At 72.4% G+C, this 16,681-nt stretch carries 17 protein-coding genes; 7 read left to right on the top strand and 10 right to left on the bottom strand.

Annotated elements, in window-relative coordinates; all coding sequences use genetic code 11:
* The first annotated feature begins 87 nt into the window (after positions 1-87).
* Positions 88-1,923 (top strand): phosphatidylglycerol lysyltransferase domain-containing protein, encoded by a 1,836-nt coding sequence (locus B446_RS21270; RefSeq protein WP_020941502.1) that lies wholly within the window; start codon positions 88-90, stop codon positions 1,921-1,923.
* A gap of 100 nt (positions 1,924-2,023) precedes the next feature.
* Here B446_RS21270 and B446_RS21265 read toward each other — a convergent pair whose 3' ends face one another.
* The 5 genes from B446_RS21265 to B446_RS21245 form a co-directional block, all read right to left on the bottom strand.
* Positions 2,024-3,502 carry a sensor histidine kinase gene (locus B446_RS21265; protein WP_020941501.1) on the bottom strand — a complete coding sequence of 493 codons (1,479 nt, stop codon included), beginning with the start codon at positions 3,500-3,502 and terminating at the stop codon, positions 2,024-2,026.
* A gap of 3 nt (positions 3,503-3,505) precedes the next feature.
* A complete protein-coding gene (locus B446_RS21260) occupies positions 3,506-4,240 on the bottom strand; it encodes a response regulator transcription factor (RefSeq protein WP_078614769.1) in 735 nt (244 codons plus the stop codon).
* 117 nt (positions 4,241-4,357) lie between these two features.
* Positions 4,358-4,978, bottom strand: a complete 621-nt coding sequence (locus tag B446_RS21255) for a CE1759 family FMN reductase (protein WP_020941499.1) — start codon at positions 4,976-4,978, stop codon at positions 4,358-4,360.
* The gene (locus B446_RS21250; RefSeq protein WP_020941498.1) at positions 4,975-6,060 is read right to left on the bottom strand and encodes an LLM class flavin-dependent oxidoreductase; all 1,086 of its coding nucleotides are present in this window, start codon (positions 6,058-6,060) and stop codon (positions 4,975-4,977) included. Before B446_RS21250 ends, B446_RS21255 begins: the two co-directional genes overlap by 4 nt.
* Positions 6,061-6,144: 84 nt before the next feature.
* Positions 6,145-7,035, bottom strand: a complete 891-nt coding sequence (locus tag B446_RS21245; protein WP_043476191.1) for an NADP-dependent oxidoreductase — start codon at positions 7,033-7,035, stop codon at positions 6,145-6,147.
* A 131-nt stretch (positions 7,036-7,166) separates the two neighbouring features.
* On the opposite strand from B446_RS21245, the gene B446_RS21240 reads away from it, so the two are divergent.
* Positions 7,167-7,595, top strand: coding sequence for a winged helix-turn-helix transcriptional regulator (locus B446_RS21240; RefSeq protein WP_020941496.1), 429 nt, complete (start codon positions 7,167-7,169; stop codon positions 7,593-7,595).
* Positions 7,596-7,616: 21 nt separating this feature from the next.
* On the opposite strand, the gene B446_RS21235 is transcribed toward B446_RS21240, so the two are convergent.
* The gene (locus B446_RS21235) at positions 7,617-8,099 is read right to left on the bottom strand and encodes a MarR family winged helix-turn-helix transcriptional regulator (RefSeq protein WP_020941495.1); all 483 of its coding nucleotides are present in this window, start codon (positions 8,097-8,099) and stop codon (positions 7,617-7,619) included.
* Between the two features lie 99 nt (positions 8,100-8,198).
* On the opposite strand from B446_RS21235, the gene B446_RS21230 reads away from it, so the two are divergent.
* Together B446_RS21230 and B446_RS21225 are read left to right on the top strand one after the other, a co-directional pair.
* Positions 8,199-8,537 (top strand): YnfA family protein, encoded by a 339-nt coding sequence (locus B446_RS21230; protein ID WP_020941494.1) that lies wholly within the window; start codon positions 8,199-8,201, stop codon positions 8,535-8,537.
* Positions 8,538-8,607: 70 nt separating this feature from the next.
* Positions 8,608-9,384, top strand: coding sequence for an SDR family NAD(P)-dependent oxidoreductase (locus B446_RS21225; protein WP_020941493.1), 777 nt, complete (start codon positions 8,608-8,610; stop codon positions 9,382-9,384).
* Positions 9,385-9,423: 39 nt separating this feature from the next.
* On the opposite strand, the gene B446_RS21220 is transcribed toward B446_RS21225, so the two are convergent.
* From B446_RS21220 to B446_RS21210, 3 genes are all read right to left on the bottom strand, one after another.
* Positions 9,424-9,729, bottom strand: a complete 306-nt coding sequence (locus B446_RS21220; RefSeq protein WP_020941492.1) for a hypothetical protein — start codon at positions 9,727-9,729, stop codon at positions 9,424-9,426.
* Positions 9,717-9,992 carry a hypothetical protein gene (locus B446_RS21215; protein ID WP_020941491.1) on the bottom strand — a complete coding sequence of 92 codons (276 nt, stop codon included), beginning with the start codon at positions 9,990-9,992 and terminating at the stop codon, positions 9,717-9,719. The genes B446_RS21220 and B446_RS21215 overlap by 13 nt, the downstream gene beginning before the upstream one ends.
* Before the next feature lie 130 nt (positions 9,993-10,122).
* Positions 10,123-11,316 (bottom strand): RtcB family protein, encoded by a 1,194-nt coding sequence (locus B446_RS21210; protein ID WP_020941490.1) that lies wholly within the window; start codon positions 11,314-11,316, stop codon positions 10,123-10,125.
* A 226-nt stretch (positions 11,317-11,542) separates the two neighbouring features.
* Here B446_RS21210 and B446_RS21205 point away from each other — a divergent pair, with 226 nt between their 5' ends.
* The 3 genes from B446_RS21205 to B446_RS21195 all read left to right on the top strand — a co-directional run bounded on the left by B446_RS21205 (position 11,543) and on the right by B446_RS21195 (position 14,857).
* Entirely contained in the window at positions 11,543-12,457 is a 915-nt protein-coding gene (locus tag B446_RS21205) for a hypothetical protein (RefSeq protein WP_020941489.1), read from the top strand.
* Positions 12,458-12,568: 111 nt separating this feature from the next.
* Positions 12,569-13,504 (top strand): DUF3558 domain-containing protein, encoded by a 936-nt coding sequence (locus B446_RS21200; protein ID WP_193384481.1) that lies wholly within the window; start codon positions 12,569-12,571, stop codon positions 13,502-13,504.
* A gap of 99 nt (positions 13,505-13,603) precedes the next feature.
* Complete coding sequence (locus B446_RS21195) at positions 13,604-14,857, top strand: DUF2637 domain-containing protein (protein ID WP_020941487.1); 1,254 nt, start codon at positions 13,604-13,606, stop codon at positions 14,855-14,857.
* A 71-nt stretch (positions 14,858-14,928) separates the two neighbouring features.
* Here the strand turns inward: B446_RS21195 and lysS are convergent, their stop codons facing one another.
* Positions 14,929-16,668 (bottom strand): lysine--tRNA ligase, encoded by a 1,740-nt coding sequence (gene lysS / locus B446_RS21190; protein ID WP_020941486.1) that lies wholly within the window; start codon positions 16,666-16,668, stop codon positions 14,929-14,931.
* Between the last annotated feature and the right edge of the window lie 13 nt (positions 16,669-16,681).

Raw genomic sequence — 16,681 nt, 5'->3', positions numbered from 1 at the left:
GCGTCTGTGCGGGCGGCCCCACCCGCGCTACCCTACAAGCTGTAGGGTCAGAGTCGCCCCGTCCCCTCCCCCAAGGTGCCCGTCACCATGCCCGCACGACAGTCGAGCCCCATCCCTCCTCAGGTACCCGCTCAGCGCGGTCCACGCCCCGGCATCCCGTTCCTGCCGGGCGGCGACGACCGGCTCAGAAAACGGGCGGCGGCCGCCACCGTCTGGTACCTGCGGCTGCAGGTGGTGCTCAACGTCGCCGCGGTCCTCTCGCTGCCCTTCCGCGAGGAGGTGCACGAGCACAACGCGGGTGACTTCTTCACCCCGTACCTGGCCACCGCCGGCCTGGTGTCGGCCGCGCTGGCCCTGTTCCTCGCGGTGGTGATGCGCCGCCGCAAGCGCGCCGCGTGGGTCTTCAACCTGATCCTGGCCGGGCCCCTGCTCTGCCTCTACGTCGTCGCGCTCACCCGCGATCCCTACCAGGACCACGTCTTCAACTGGCTCTCGACCGCCCTGACCGGCCTGTTCGTGGCCGCCCTGCTGCTCGGCCGGCGCGATTTCGACGCCGTCGGCGACCGCTCCAACCCGCGCCTCGCCCTCGTCGTGGGCACCGTCGGCGCGCTGGTCAGCGCCTCGATCGGCACCCTGCTGGTGCACGCGACCAACACCCGGCCGGGCGCCGCCCTCAAGGACGAGATCGCCTACACCCTGCTGCGCGGCATCAGCGTCGGCCCGCTCGCCGACCGGGTCGCCGCCGTGCACGCGCCCCGCTGGGCGGACATCGTCGTCAACGTCCTGATCGCCGCCACCTTCCTGCTGGTGCTGTACGCCTGCTTCCGTGCCCCGCGCGGCGAGTGCCTGCTCGCGCCGGACGACGAGCGCCGGCTGCGGGAGCTGCTGGACCGGCACGGCGACCGCGACTCCCTCGGCTACTTCGCGCTGCGCCGCGACAAGGCCGTCATGTTCTCCCCCAGCGGCAAGGCCGCCGTCACCTACCGGGTCGTCGGCGGCGTCAGCCTGGCCTCCGGCGACCCCATCGGCGACCCCGAGGCGTGGCCCGGCGCCATCGACGCCTGGCTCGCCGAGGCGCGCAGGCACGCCTGGGCGCCGGCCGTCATGGGCGCGAGCGAGGAGGCGGGCACGGTCTACGCCCGGCACGGCCTGGACGCCCTGGAGCTGGGCGACGAGGCGATCGTGGACCTCCCCGACTTCACCCTGGAGGGCCGGGCCATGCGGGTCGTCCGCCAGGCCCACAACCGCGTCCGCCGGGCCGGCTACACCGTCCGCATCCGTCGCCACGAGGACATCCCGGACGAGGAGATGGCCCTGCTCGTCGACCGCGCCGACCGGTGGCGGGACGGCGCCACCGAGCGCGGCTTCTCCATGGCCCTGGGCCGGCTCGGCGACCCGGCCGACGGCCGCTGCGTGATGCTGGAGTGCCGGGACGCCGAGGGCGTGCCCCGCGCCCTGCTGAGCTTCGTGCCCTGGGGCGAGGCCGGGCTCTCCCTCGACCTGATGCGCCGCGACCGCGACGGCGAGAACGGCCTGATGGAGTACATGGTCGTGGAACTGCTGCTGCGCGCCGAGGAGCTGGGGGTGCGCCGGGTGTCGCTGAACTTCGCGATGTTCCGCTCGGTCTTCGAGCGGGGTTCCCGGCTGGGCGCGGGCCCGGTCCTGCGCCTGTGGCGCTCGGTCCTCACCTTCTTCTCACGCTGGTGGCAGATCGAGTCGCTGTACCGCGCGAACGCCAAGTACCGCCCGGTCTGGGAGCCGCGCTTCCTGCTCTTCGCCAAGAGCAGCGACATCCCGCGCATCGGCCTGGCCAGCGCCCGGGCGGAGGGCTTCCTGGCCCCGCCGAGCCTGCCTGCCCTCACCCGCCGCAGGCAGCCGGCCGACGCGGAACCGGCCACCACCGAGCCGTCCGGAACCCGCTGACCTCCAGGGCACGGCTTCCCTCGCCCGCCGCGGGGGAAGCCACCGCCGAGCCGTCACCGAGCCGCCGAGGACCCGCTGACCCCGTCGGCCGGGAAGGCTCTCAGACCGCCCCGCGCCCGCGCCCGCTGCCGCCGACGATGCCGCTTCCGCTGCCGCTGCCGCTGCCGCCGACGATGCCGCCGCCCACGGTGAACCCGATGACCGCGCCCCCGCCCTCCCGGCGGAACGCGAACGGGGCCCCGCCGTGGGCCATGGCGACCTCGCGGACGATGGACAGTCCGAGGCCCGAGCCGGGCAGGGACCGCGCGTCGGCGGCGCGGTAGAAGCGGTCGAAGATCCGGATCAGGTCGCCCTCGGCGATGCCGGGGCCGCGGTCGAGCACCTCGACCCGCACGGTGCCGGGCCGGGCCGGGCCGGTGAGGTTGATCTCGATGGGGGCCGTGCCGTCACGGTCGAACTTCGCCGCGTTCTCCACGAGGTTGGACAGGGCCCGTTGCAGCATCCCGGGCCGCCCGTCGGTGCGCGTGTCGCCGCTCACCCGCAGGACGACCTCCCGGCCGGTGCGGCGCTTGGCCAGCCCCAGCACCTCCTCCGCGATGTCCGCGAGGTCCACCTGTTGCGGCGGCTCGCTGTCGGACTGCCCGGCGGCGAGGTCCACCAGCTCGTTGACCAGGTCGGTCAGCTCGCGCGCCTCCTGGCCGAGGTCGGCGACGAGGTCCTCCCGGGTCGCCGGGGGCAGCTCGTCGATCCGGCGCAGCAGCGAGATGTTGGTCCGCAGCGAGGTCAGCGGGGTGCGCAGCTCGTGCCCGGCGTCCTGGACCAGCCGGCGCTGGTCCTCCTCCGACTGGGCGAGCCGGCCCAGCATCCGGTCGAAGGCGCGGCCGAGCCGGCCGACCTCGTCCAGGCCGGTGACGGGCACCTCGATGCCGAGCTGCCGGGTGCGGGCCACGTCCTCGGCGGCGGAGGTGAGGATCACCAGGCGCCGGGTGATCCGGCGGGCCAGCCACCAGCCGAAGAGTCCGGCGGCGACCACGACCGCCGACATCAGGATCAGCGTCCGCTGCTGGAGCGCCCGCAGCAGGTCCTCGGTGTCGCTGAACTCCTGGGCGACCTGCACCGCGCCCTTGCCGTCGCCGAGCGAGACGGTGGCGATGCGGAACAGGTCTTCGCCGACCCGGACGTCCTTGTGCTGGACCAGCCGGCCGGCCGCTCCCGCAGAGGCCACCGCGCGGTCCCGGGCGGTGACGGGCAGCGCCGGGCTGCCGTGGTCGACGATCTGCCCCCGCGCCCCGAGCACCTGCACGTCGGTGCGGGCGGGCCGGACGAGGTCGTGGCCCGGGCGGGAGGAGGAGAAGTCCTCGGGGACCATCTCGTGCTGCCGCACCTCGTCCCGCACGTCCTGCACGACCTGGGTGAACACCGACTGCTGGTCGACCCGGACCAGCCGCGCCGCCGAGCCGTAGGACAGGATGCCGACGAGGATGGTCACGGCGGCGGTGACGGCGGCGAAGGACACCGCGAAGGTCGTGCGCAGCGAGACCAGCCGGGGCCGCGGCCCGGCCGGCGGCCAACCGCGCATCGGCTAGTCCTCCCGCAGCACGTAGCCCACGCCCCGCACGGTGTGGATCAGCTGCGGCGCGCCGGGCTCGTCGAGCTTGCGGCGCAGGTAGCCGACGTACACGGCGAGGTTCTTGGAGCCGGGGCCGAAGTCGTAGCCCCAGATGCGGTCGTAGATGGTGGAGTGGTCGAGGACGATCCCGGCGTTGCGCACCAGCAGTTCGAGGAGCTCGAACTCGGTGCGGGTCAGTTCCAGCTCACGCCGGTCCCGCCAGGCCCGGCGGGCCTGGAGGTCCATCCGGATGCCCGCGGCCTCCACCTGCCGGTCGGAGATCTGCGCCTCCCGGCCGGCCTCGGCTGCGGTGCCCGTGCCGCCGCCGGCCGCCGGCACCGGGGAGGTGCGCCGCAGCAGGGCCCGCAGGCGTGCGAAGACCTCCTCGACGTCGAACGGCTTGACCACGTAGTCGTCGGCGCCGGCGTCCAGGCCGGCGATCCGGTCGGCGGTCTCCACCAGGGCCGTCAGCATGAGGATCGGGGTGCGGTCGCCCTCGGCCCGCAGCACCCGGCAGACCTGGAGTCCGTCGATGCCGGGCATCATCACGTCGAGCACCAGGACGTCCGGCGGGGTCTTGTGGGCCTGCGCCAGCGCTTCCACGCCGTCGGCGACCGCCGTCACCGCGTAGCCCTCCAGCGTCAGGGCACGTTCGAGGGCATGACGGATGGCACGGTCGTCTTCGGCGAGCAGCACAGTCTGGGACACGTGCCCAGTCTGCCAAGGCATGTGCCGGTTCGGCCGGGCCGGGCGGGCGTACCATCACCCTTTTTACCCGGCTCTCACCGTGACGGGGGCAACCCGTAGGGGTGGCCCGCCCTCTCCTCACCCGGCGCCCAGTGCCGCCAGTCGCTCGGCGAACGGCACCACGACGGGCTCGTCGGGTTCCGCGGGCTCCACCGGCGCGGCCGGCGCCGCCGCCCCCGCCGGCCGGGTGACCGACGGCAGCAGCGCGGCCAGTTCCCCCGCCGCCCGCTCGACCCGCTCGGGCAGCCCCTCGGCGCCCCAGTCCTCGGAGGCCGCGTAGACGGCGGTCGGGACGACCACGGCCCGCAGGTAGGCGAAGAGCGGCCGCAGCGCGTGCTCCAGGACCAGCGAGTGCCGGGCCGAGCCCCCGGTGGCGGCGATCAGCACCGGCTTGCCGGCCAGCGCGTCCTTGTCGAGGACGTCGAAGAAGGACTTGAACAGCCCGCTGTAGGAGGCGCTGAACACGGGCGTGACCACGATCAGCCCGTCGGCCCCCGCCACCGCCTCCTGGGCGGCGGCGAGGTTCTTGCCGGCGAAGCCGTTGGTGAAGTTGTGCGCGATCTCGACCGCGAGGTCGCGCAGTTCGATCACCTGGGTGTCGACCGGGGTGTGCCGGTCCACGGCCGTGGCCAGCCGGTCGCCCAGCAGCCGGGTGGAGGACGGGGCGCTCAGCCCCGCCGAGACGACGACGAGCCTCATACGGTGGTCACCTCCTGGGCGGCCTTGAGGGAAGCGTGGGTGGGCGCCTCCGGCACGTTCGCCGGACGGCCGTTCGCGAACTCCTTGCGCAGGACCGGTACGACCTCCTCGCCCAGCATGTCGAGCTGCTCCAGCACGGTCTTCAGCGGCAGACCGGCGTGGTCCATCAGGAAGAGCTGGCGCTGGTAGTCGCCGGCGTAGTCCCGGAAGGACAGGGTCCGCTCGATCACCTGCTGCGGGGAGCCGACGGTCAGCGGGGTCTGCTCGGTGAAGTCCTCCAGCGAGGGCCCGTGCCCGTAGACCGGCGCGTTGTCGAAGTACGGCCGGAACTCGCGCACGGCGTCCTGGGAGTTCCTCCGCATGAACACCTGGCCGCCGAGTCCGACGATCGCCTGCTCGGGCGTGCCGTGCCCGTAGTGCGCGAACCGCTTCCGGTAGAACTCGACCATCCGCTTGGTGTGGTCGGCGGGCCAGAAGATGTGGTTGTGGAAGAAGCCGTCACCGTAGTACGCGGCCTGCTCGGCGATCTCCGGGGAGCGGATGGAGCCGTGCCAGACGAACGGCGGTACGCCGTCCATCGGCCGCGGGGTGGAGGTGAAGCCCTGCAGCGGCGTGCGGAACTTGCCCTCCCAGTCGACGACGTCCTCGCGCCACAGGCGGCGCAGCAGGGCGTAGTTCTCGATGGCGAGGTTGATGCCCTCGCGGATGTCCTGGCCGAACCACGGGTAGACGGGACCGGTGTTGCCGCGGCCCATCATCAGGTCGACCCGGCCGTCCGCCAGGTGCTGGAGCATCGCGTAGTCCTCCGCGATCTTCACCGGGTCGTTGGTGGTGATCAGGGTGGTGGACGTGGAGAGGATCAGGTTCTCGGTCCGCGCGGCTATGTGCCCGAGCATGGTGGTCGGGGACGACGGCACGAACGGCGGGTTGTGGTGCTCGCCGGTGGCGAAGACGTCGAGCCCGACCTCCTCGGCCTTGAGCGCGATGGCGACCATGGCCTTGATCCGCTCGCGCTCGGTCGGCGTACGCCCCGTGGTGGGGTCCGGCGTGACGTCGCCGACCGTGAAGATCCCGAACTGCATGGCCACCCTCCAGGTTGTTGACGGTTCAACTATACCCCTGGAACCGAGCGCCCACCCGGGCTATTCCCCCAGCCCACGGCGCCCCTACGGCACCAGCACCAGCCGCCCCCGCACGCCGCCCTCCGCCAGCCGGGCGTGCGCCTTCGCGGACTCGGCCAGCGGGTAGGTCTCGGCCACCCGGAGGCTCAGCACCCCCGCGTCCACCAGGCCGGCCAGCTCCGCCAGCCGCGCCCCGTCGGGCCGCACCGACACCGCCGTGGTCCGCACCCCGCGCACCCCGGCGGGCTCCCCGCCGGGCCGGGCACTGACGAACGCACCCCCGTCGCGCACCCACTCGAGCGCCGGCTCGCCGAGCATCGCCGCGTCCAGCACCGCGTCCACACTCCCCGGCGCCACCTCGCCGGCCGTGAAGGAAGTGGCCCCCAGCGACCGCACCAGCTCCTCGTCGGCCGCCCGGGCGTGCCCGGTCACCGCGATCCCCCGGTGCGCGGCGAGCTGCACCGCGAAACCGCCGACCGCGCCCGCCGCGCCGGTCACCAGCAGCGAGGAGCCCGCGGGCAGGTCCAGCAGGTCCAGGGCCTGCGCGGCGGTCAGCCCGTTCAGCGGCAGGGTGCCGGCGTGCACGGCGTCCACCGAGGCGGGCGCCGCGGCCACCGCGTCCGCGTCCGCGACCACGTACTCGGCGTGCGCGCCCAGCGGGCCGGTCACCCCCGGCACCAGCGCGACCACCGCGTCCCCCACCCTCGGGCCGGCGTCCGCGCCCACCGCGTCCACCGTCCCGGCGACGTCCCAGCCCAGTCCGACCGCCCCGCCGGTCCCGCCGAAGAGGCCGGCCCGCAGCGCCAGGTCCACCGGGTTCAGCGCACCGGCGGCCACCTTGATCCGGACCTGTCGCGCCCCCGGTTCCGGCACCGCCACCTCGGCGATCTCCACGGCCTCCGGTCCACCGAACGTCGTCACCACAGCAGCACGCATGTCAACTCTCCTATGAAACAAGGGTTTTGGGGATCCGCGGCGCTTTCCCGCCGCACCACAAACCCTAGGAGAGGTACTATCCATTGGTAAGTAGTTACCTGAGAGTGCGTAGGTGCCCCGGAGGAGAGTTCATGGCGACGATGACCGCGGCGCAGCGGCGCGAGCAGGCCCGTAGCGACTACGACGCCTTCCTGCGCGACTGCCCCACCAACCAGCTCCTCGGCCGGCTCAGCGACAAGTGGGTCGGCCTCGTGGTCGCCGCGCTGGTCCCCGGCCCCATGCGCTACAGCGACATCGGCCGCAGGATCGCCGGCGTCAGCCCCAAGATGCTCACCCAGACCCTGCGCGCCCTGGAGCGCGACGGCATCGTCAGCCGCACGGTCACCCCGTCCGTCCCGGTCCGGGTCGACTACGAGCTCACCCCGCTCGGCCGCAGCCTGGCCGGCCTGCTCACCGCGGTGAAGAACTGGGCGGAGACCCACTTCGACGACGTACGGGCGGCCCGCGAGCGGTACGACGAGGAGACCGCGGAGAACACGGACGCCGCCGACGTCGCCTAGCGTCCGTCCGGACCGGGTCCCCTACGACTCCGGGCGCGCCCGCAGCCGGGCGATCTGCTCCCCGCCGAACTCGACCGTGCGCTCCATGTGCCGGACGATCACCGCCAGTTCGGCGTCGTCCAGGTCGTCGAAGATCCGCGACCAGTCACCGGCCAGCGAGTCCCACAGCCGCCCGAACTCGGCGATGCGCTCCGGCACGGTCACCACCAGCACCCGCCGCCGGTCCACCTCGTCCCGCCGCCGCACCACGTACCCCGCCCGCTCCAGGCGGTCCACCAGCCGGGTCGCCGACCCCGTCGTCAGCCCCGTCAGCTCCGCGACCCGGCCCGTGGTGACCGGCCCCTCCTCCAGCGTCAGCAGGTTCAGGCACTGCAGATCGGTGGGGTGCAGCCCGATCCGGTCGGCCACCGCCTGGTTGAACAGCGCGTACGACGCCATGTACCGCCGGGCCACCACGCCCAGCTCCGCCAGCAGTCGGGACCGCCCGGTACCGTTCCCGGCCATGCCGCACTCCCCTTCGTCCGCGTGAAGCAGCGATCGTACGACGCCCCCGCCACGGGGGACCGGCCCCGGGCCCGTGTCCCCGCGTGCGAAGCTGCCCGCATGCCCGTCCTTCGCTCCGCCGCCCTGTTCGTCGTCGCCGCGCTCTTCGAGATCGGCGGTGCCTGGCTGGTGTGGCAGGGCGTGCGCGAACACCGGGGCTGGCTGTGGATCACCGGCGGGGTCGTCGCGCTCGGCGCCTACGGCTTCGTGGCCACCTTCCAGCCGGACGCCCACTTCGGCCGCATCCTCGCCGCCTACGGCGGGATCTTCGTGGCCGGGTCCCTCCTGTGGGGCATGGTCGCCGACGGCTACCGGCCCGACCGCTACGACGTCACCGGGGCGCTGATCTGCCTCGCCGGCATGGCGGTGATCATGTGGGCGCCGAGGAACGGCGGCTGACCCTCGCCTAGGCTGGGAGGAGCGCCGACCGCAGAGGCTCCGCCTCTCCCTTCCTCCCCAGGAGCAGCCCATGGCCACCGCCGCCCCGTCCGCCGCCTCCCGCATCGCCGTCGTCACGGGTGCGAGCAGCGGCATCGGCGCCGCGACGGCCCGCCGGCTCGCGGCGGCCGGGTACCGCGTCGTCCTCACCGCCCGCCGCAAGGACCGCATCGAGGCCCTGGCCGAGGAGCTCACCGCGGCCGGCCACTCGGCGACCGCCTACCAGCTCGACGTGACGGACCGGGCGGCGGTGGACGAGTTCGCGACGGCCTTCACGGCGATCGGCGTCCTGGTCAACAACGCCGGCGGAGCCCTCGGCGCGGACCCCGTGGCGACGGGCGACCCGGCCCACTGGCGCACGATGTACGAGACGAACGTCCTCGGCACGCTGAACGTCACCCAGGCGCTGCTGCCCAAGCTGGAGGCGAGCGGCGACGGGGTCGTCGTGGTGGTCTCCTCCACCGCGGGCCTCGGCACCTACGAGGGCGGCGCGGGCTACGTGGCCGCCAAGCACGGCGAGCACGTCCTCGCCGAGACCCTCCGGCTGGAGATCGTCGGCCGGCCGGTCCGGGTGATCGAGATCGCGCCCGGCATGGTCAAGACCGACGAGTTCGCGCTGACCCGCTTCGGCGGCGACACCGAGAAGGCCGAGAAGGTCTACGCGGGCGTGGCCGAGCCGCTCACCGCCGACGACGTCGCCGAGACCATCACCTGGACGGTCACCCGCCCCAGCCACGTCAACGTGGACCTGCTCGTCCTGCGTCCGCGCGCCCAGGCGTCCAACACCAAGGTGCACCGGGAGCTGTGACGCCGGCCCGCCCGGTGCGGCACGCCGGGCAGGTCGGGCTCAGCGCCCGCGGCAGCCGGGATCGTCGACGATGACGGCGTTGGCGGGGACGATCTCGGGATCGTCCTCGTCGTCGCTCACCCACTTCGTCGTCGCGTACGCCCGCCTGCCGTCCCCCACGCACTTGGTGGCGAGGTTCCCGAAGCCGTTCGGGAAGTTGTAGACCTCGGCCGGGGAGTCCTCTCCGGCCCGGCCCGCCACCGGTGCGTCGGCCTTGCCGCGCTCGTCGTAGTGCTTCTCGGAGCAGCCCGATACGACGAGCACGGCCAGCGCCGCCCCGAGCAGACCCCGGGTCAGCCGGCGCACGCCTTGTCCTCCACGATCTGGACGTTGGACGGGCCGCTGGCATTGGTCGTCACATAGGCCCGGAAGCCGTGCCCCACACACTTGGTGGCCAGGTTCCCGAAGCCGTCGGGCATGTTGAACACCTCGGCCGGGGTGTCGTCCCCGGCCCGGCCCCGCACCGGGGCGTCCCCCTTGCCCCGCTTGTCGTTGTAGCTGTCGGAGCAGCCGGTGAGCAGGCTGCCCCCGGCCAGCAGGAGCACGGCCGCCCACGTCCCGGCAGCCACACGCGTACGCTTCGTCAACCCGGCCCCCGTAGCGAGAAGTTGATGGCACAGCGACGGACACAGCGGTAGACAGCGCGGCGGGCCCGAACGGTTCCGGCCCGCCGGGCGGGAGAGGGCGCGGGCAGAAGCGTCAGCCCTTCACGCAGACGACCTGCTTCAGCTTGGCCACGACCTCCACCAGGTCCCGCTGCTGGTCGATGACCTGGTCGATGGACTTGTACGCGCCCGGGATCTCGTCCACGACGCCGGAGTCCTTGCGGCACTCCACGCCCCGCGTCTGGTCCTCCAGGTCCTTCGTGGAGAAGCGCCGCTTGGCCGCGTTCCGGCTCATGCGCCGGCCCGCGCCGTGCGAGGCGGAGTTGAAGGACGCGTCGTTGCCAAGGCCCTTCACGATGTACGAGCCGGTGCCCATCGAGCCCGGGATGATCCCGAACTCGCCGGAGCCGGCCCGGATCGCGCCCTTGCGGGTGACGAGCAGGTCCATGCCCTCGTAGCGCTCCTCGGCCACGTAGTTGTGGTGGCAGGAGATCTCCGGCTCGAAGGTCGGCCGGGCCTTCTTGAACTCCTTGCGGACGACGTCCTTCAGGAGCGCCATCATGAGCGCCCGGTTGTGCTTGGCGTACTCCTGCGCCCAGAACAGGTCGTTGCGGTAGGCCGCCATCTGCGGGGTGTCCGAGACGAAGACGGCGAGGTCGCGGTCGACCAGGTCCTGGTTGTGCGGGAGCTTCTGGGCCACGCCGATGTGGTGCTCGGCGAGTTCCTTGCCGATGTTGCGGGACCCGGAGTGCAGCATCAGCCAGACCGTACCGTCCGTGTCGGTGCACACCTCGATGAAGTGGTTACCGCCTCCGAGCGTTCCCATCTGCTTCGTGGCGCGCTCCTGACGGAACCTGACCGCTTCCGCGACGCCGTCGAACCGCCCCCAGAAGTCGTCCCACCCGGCGGTCGCCAGGCCGTGGAACGCGCCCGGCTCGACCGGGTCCTCGTGCATCCCCCGGCCCACCGGGATCGCCTGCTCGATCTTCGAGCGCAGCCGGGACAGCTCACCGGGCAGGTCGTTCGCCGTCAGCGACGTCCGCACCGCGGACATGCCGCACCCGATGTCCACGCCCACCGCGGCCGGGCACACCGCTCCGCGCATCGCGATGACCGAGCCGACGGTCGCGCCCTTCCCGTAGTGCACGTCCGGCATCACGGCCAGGCCCTTGATCCAGGGCAGGGTGGCCACGTTCTGGAGCTGGCGCAGGGCCACGTCCTCCACCGTCGCGGGATCGGTCCACATCCGGATCGGGACCTTCGCGCCGGGCATCTCCACGTACGACATGACTTCCTCTTTCCCCCGAGAACAATGACAAAAAGATGACAAAAGGCTGAAGAGCAACAAAACGCAAAAGTGGTGCCTGAGTCGACCGAAAGGGACAAGGGAACGGCATCCACGGCGGTGCGTGCGATACACATTGTCTCCAGGGGACGCCCCACCCCGGCAAGCGAATAACCAGCGGGGACACTGGAGCGCCGAACGGGCGCAGACCGTCGAGAGGAGCCCGACCGTGCAGCGGAAGGCGTACGTAACCGGCACCGCCGCCCTCCTCGCGGCCCTGCTGACCGGCTGCACGAGCGGTTCCGGGAGCGGCGGCCGGACGGACGACGCCAACCCGGACGACGCCGGCACCGCGACGGTGGCCGCCCAGCCCGGCAAGTACCGCAGCCTGCCCGAGCCCTGCGGCGCCGTCGGCCACGACACCCTCGACGCCATGCTGCCCGGCATCAAGCAGATCACCGACCCCGGCCAGCGGGACAAGGCGTACCGGGGCGAGGCCACGCTCACCTACAACACCGAGCGCAAGGTGGGCTGTCACTGGAAGGTGGAGTCCAGCGAGGCGGTCGACCGCCTCTCGGTCGACCTCGAACGCGTGGTGTCGTACGACAACGCGGTCAGCGACGACGACCAGGCGCGGAAGCTGTTCCAGGGCATGGAGACGGCCGCCGACCTGCCGGCGCCGAGCCCCTCCACCCCGGCCGACCCGACCGGATCGCCCGACTCGTCGGATTCTTCTGCTTCTTCTGCTTCTTCGGGTTCTTCGGGTTCTTCCGGCTCCGGCCCCTCGCCCGCGGGTGCCACGACCACCCCGACGCCCAAGGCGAGCGCGAGCGGCGGGACGCCTGCCTCCCCGGACGGCTCCGGGACCCCGTCGGACTCCTCCTCCGGCACCGCCTCGGCCGATCTCCAGCCCCGCGTGCTGACCGATCTCGGTGACGAGGCGTATCTGGACGACGAGCTGAACACCTCCGGTTCGACGGCCGAACAGCGGACCGTGACTGTGGTGTTCCGCACGTCCAACGTCGTCGTCACCCTCGAGTACGAGGAGCAGCCGACGGCCACCGGAACGGTCCCCGACAGCAAGGAAATGCAGGACAGGGCCCGTGATCTGGCCTCCCAACTGGCCGACGCGCTCAACGGTTGAGCACCCCGGGGCGCCCGGCCGGCCGGGCCCGCGAAGGACGCGAACGGAAACCGCACAGCTCCTTCACCGCGTACGGTGGCCCCGCAGGAACCCGCACGAACACCGAGCGTCATGAGTGAAGGAACCATGCAGCGAGCAGCCCAGCGAGACGTCCTTGCCCAGCCTCACCAGCGAGCCAAGCGCCTTCGCCGTGCCCTTGTCTGCGCGGCGGCCGTTCCCGCGGTGCTGATCACCGCGGCCTGCTCCTCGGATTCCGGCGACTCCCAGGACAAGGGCGGCGCCGGCGCGCAGCAGACCCCGAGCGGCACCACGTCGAAGCAGCCGTCGGCGAGCGCGTCCCCGACCGTGCAGGCGGCCGCGTACCGCAAGCTCCCGGAGCCCTGCCACGTCCTGGCCAAGAACACCCTGTCCGACCTGGTGCCCAAGGGCGCGAGCTCGGGCAAGGAGGGCACCTCCGACGACACGGCGACCCGCTCCTCCTGCTCCTGGAGCAGCCTGGACAACAACGGCGTCAAGGGCTCCCAGTTCCGCTGGCTGAACGTCTCCCTGCTGCGCTTCGACTCGGACGCCGACCGCGGCGCGGCCGACAAGCAGGCGCACGCGTACTTCACCCAGCAGGTCGGGGACGCGCAGAGCGTGTCCGGGGCCAAGAACACCAAGGCGCAGCCGGTGGCGGGCACGGGCACCGAGGCGACCCTGGTGCGCTACGACCTGAAGAAGAAGGAAGGCGCCTTCAAGCAGCAGACGATCGTCGCCCGGGTCGAGAACGTGGTCGTCACGCTCGACTACAACGGCGCCGGTCTGGCCGGTGAGAAGACCCCGAGCTCCGACGACCTGAGCAAGGCGGCCCAGAAGGCCGTGAAGGAGGTCGTGGCGGCCGTCACGGCGGCCAACGGCCAGGGATCCGGAGGGAGTTCGTCCACCAAGCCCTCCACGTCGCCCTCGAAGCAGGGGTCGAAGACGGCGTCGAAGTCCCCGTCCGCCGCGGCGTCCAAGTCGGCCTCCGCCGAAGCGTCCCCCTCGAAGTCGGCCGCGAAGAAGAGCTGACCGGCCACACGTGCGCCGCACACGTGTGCCACTCTGTTGCGCGCAACAACACGCAAGGGGAGGGGAGTGCGAGTGGCCGCGCCACTTCAGCTGACTCGGATGCACCGCGTTCTCATCGGCGTGGTCGTGTCCGGCGCCATGATCATCGCCGGTATCGGCTTCGCCGGTTCCTACGCGGCGGTCCGCGAACTGGCGATCAAGAAGGGCTTCGGGAACTTCGCCTACGTCTTCCCGATCGGCATCGACGCGGGCATCTGCGTTCTGCTCGCCCTTGACCTGCTGCTGACCTGGATCCGTATCCCCTTCCCGCTCCTGCGGCAGACGGCCTGGCTGCTGACGGCGGCCACGATCGCCTTCAACGGCGCCGCCGCCTGGCCGGACCCGCTGGGCGTGGGCATGCACGCGGTGATCCCGGTGCTGTTCGTGGTCGCCGTCGAGGCGGCCCGGCACGCCATCGGCCGGATCGCGGACATCACGGCCGACAAGCACATGGAGGGCGTCCGCCTCACCCGCTGGCTGCTCTCCCCGGTCCCCACCTTCCTGCTCTGGCGCCGGATGAAGCTGTGGGAGCTGCGCTCCTACGACCAGGTGATCAAGCTGGAGCAGGAGCGGCTGGTCTACCGCGCCCGCCTGCACGCCCGGTTCGGCCGGGCCTGGCGCCGCAAGGCCCCGGTGGAGTCCCTGATGCCGCTGCGGCTCGCGCGCTACGGCGTCCCGTTGGCCGAGACGGCCCCGGCGGGCCTGGCCGCGGCCGGCATCGAGCCCGCGGTGATCCCCGCGCAGCGGCAGCCCGAACTCGCCCACGCCGCGGACCGGGGCGCCGCGCCCGCCCGGGCGGCCGAGCCCGTGCCCGCGGCGACGCGGGCGCACGCGGGCGCGGCGGCGGCGCCCCCCGCCGGGCAGTACGCCGAGCCGCCGGTGGACGACGAGCAGAGCCCCTGGTTCCAGACCCCGCGCGAGGTCGACTACCACGGCGGCTACGACCCCACGTACGAGCCTCCGCCGGACCCGCAGTACCTGCCGGAGGAGCAGTACGAGGACTGGTACGAGGAGCAGCCGCCGGAGCGGTTCCAGCAGCCCTCCCCGGAGGAGACCGGCAGCTTCCCCATCCCGGTGGGCCCGAACCGGACCCGGGAGCTGGGCGAGGGCGGCGGCCCGCCGGAGCCCGACGAGGAGGCCTACTACCAGGTCTTCCGGCAGTCGATCGACGGCAGCTACCCGACGCCGCGCGTGCTGGGTGACAACATCCAGGCCACGTTCGGCACCGCGCTGAGCCCCAGTGCCCTGAAGACCCTGGTGGACCGGTTCCAGCAGCGCCACTCGGCGGAGCTGGAGGAGGACCACATCGCCTGACGGCGTACGTGACGTACGAGGAGGGGGCGCCCGGTGACACCGGGCGCCCCCTCCTCGCATGACGCGGGCCGTTACTCCCCGAGCAGCTTGCGCACCCGGTCCTGCCCGACCGCCAGCAGCAGCGTGGGCAGCCGCGGACCGGTGTCCCGGCCCACCAGCAGGTGGTACAGCAGGGCGAAGAAGGTCCGCTGGGCCGTCTTGATCTCCGGCGGCAGCTCCTTCGGCGTGGCGTCGGCCGGGAACCCGGCCTGCACCTTGGGCACGCCGTACACGAGGTGGGTCAGCCCGTCCAGGGACCAGTGCTCGGCGAGCCCGTCGGCCAGCAGGCGCACGGACTGCTGGGACGCCTCGTCCAGGGACTTCAGCAGCTCGGCGTCGGGCTCGTCGCGCACGATCGTCCGCTGGTCGGCGGGGACGTGCGTGTTGATCCACGCCTCGGCCTTGTCGTAGCGCGGCCGTACCTCGTCGAGCGAGGCCAGCGGCTGCTCCGGGTCCAGCTCGCCGAGGATGCGCAGGGCCTGGTCCTCGTGCCCTGCGGTGATGTCGGCGACGGACGCGAGGGTGCGGTAGGGCAGCGGACGCGCGGTCTTCGGCAGCTCACCGGCGGCCGTACCGACCGCCCGGCTGTACGCCGCCACGTCGGCCGGCAGCGCGGAGCCGTCGGCGACCTTGCCCGCCAGCTTGTCCCACTCGTCGTAGAGCCGCTGGATCTCCTGGTCGAAGGCGATCTTGAACGACTGGTTGGGCCGGCGGCGGGCGTAGAGCCAGCGCAGCAGCTGCGGCTCCATGATCTGCAGCGCGTCCGCCGGGGTGGGCACACCGCCGCGCGAGGACGACATCTTCGCCATCCCGGAGATGCCGACGAAGGCGTACATCGGGCCGATGGGCTGCTCGCCGCCGAAGATGCCGACGATCTGCCCGCCGACCTGGAAGGAGGAGCCCGGCGACGAGTGGTCGACACCGGAGGGCTCGAAGATCACGCCTTCGTACGCCCACCGCATCGGCCAGTCGACCTTCCAGACCAGCTTGCCGCGGTTGAACTCGCTCAGCCGGACCGTCTCGCCGAAGCCGCACGCCGTGCAGGTGTAGGCCAGCTCGGTGGTGTCGTCGTCGTACGAGGTGACCGTCGTCAGGTCCTTGCCGCAGTCGCCGCAGTACGGCTTGTACGGGAAGTACCCGGAGACGCCGGAGCTGCCGTCGTCCTCGGCCGCGGCGCCCGAGCCCTCCTCGGCCTCCAGCTCGGCCTCGTCGACGGCCTTCTGCTGCTGCTTCTTCGGCGCCTTCTTCGTGCGGTACTGGGCGAGGATCGCGTCGATGTCGCCGCGGTGCTTCATGGCGTGCAGGATCTGCTCGCGGTAGGTGCCGGACGTGTACTGCTCCGTCTGGCTGATCCCGTCGAACTCCACGCCCAGCTCGGCCAGCGACTCGACCATCGCGGCCTTGAAGTGCTCGGCCCAGCTCCCGTACGCGGAGCCCTTCGGCGCCGGCACCGAGGTGAGCGGCTTGCCGATGTGCTCGGCCCAGGACTCGTCGACACCCGCGACCCCGGCCGGCACCTTGCGGTAGCGGTCGTAGTCGTCCCAGGAGATCAGGTGCCGGACCTGGTGGCCGCGGCGGCGGATCTCGTCGGCGACCAGGTGCGGGGTCATCACCTCGCGCAGGTTGCCCAGGTGGATCGGGCCCGACGGGGAGAGACCGGACGCGACGACGACCGGTTTGCCCGGGGCACGGCGCTCCGACTCTTCGATGACCTCATCCGCGAAACGGGAGACCCAGTCGGTGGTCTCGGTGCTCTGAGCCACGATCGGCACGTCCTCTTGATTC

Origin of the sequence: Streptomyces collinus Tu 365 (genome assembly GCF_000444875.1) — a bacterium.
GTDB classification, from domain to species: Bacteria; Actinomycetota; Actinomycetes; order Streptomycetales; family Streptomycetaceae; genus Streptomyces; species Streptomyces collinus_A.
Note: the sequence above shows the minus strand (reverse complement) of the source record. Positions and strands in the feature narration are given on the sequence as shown.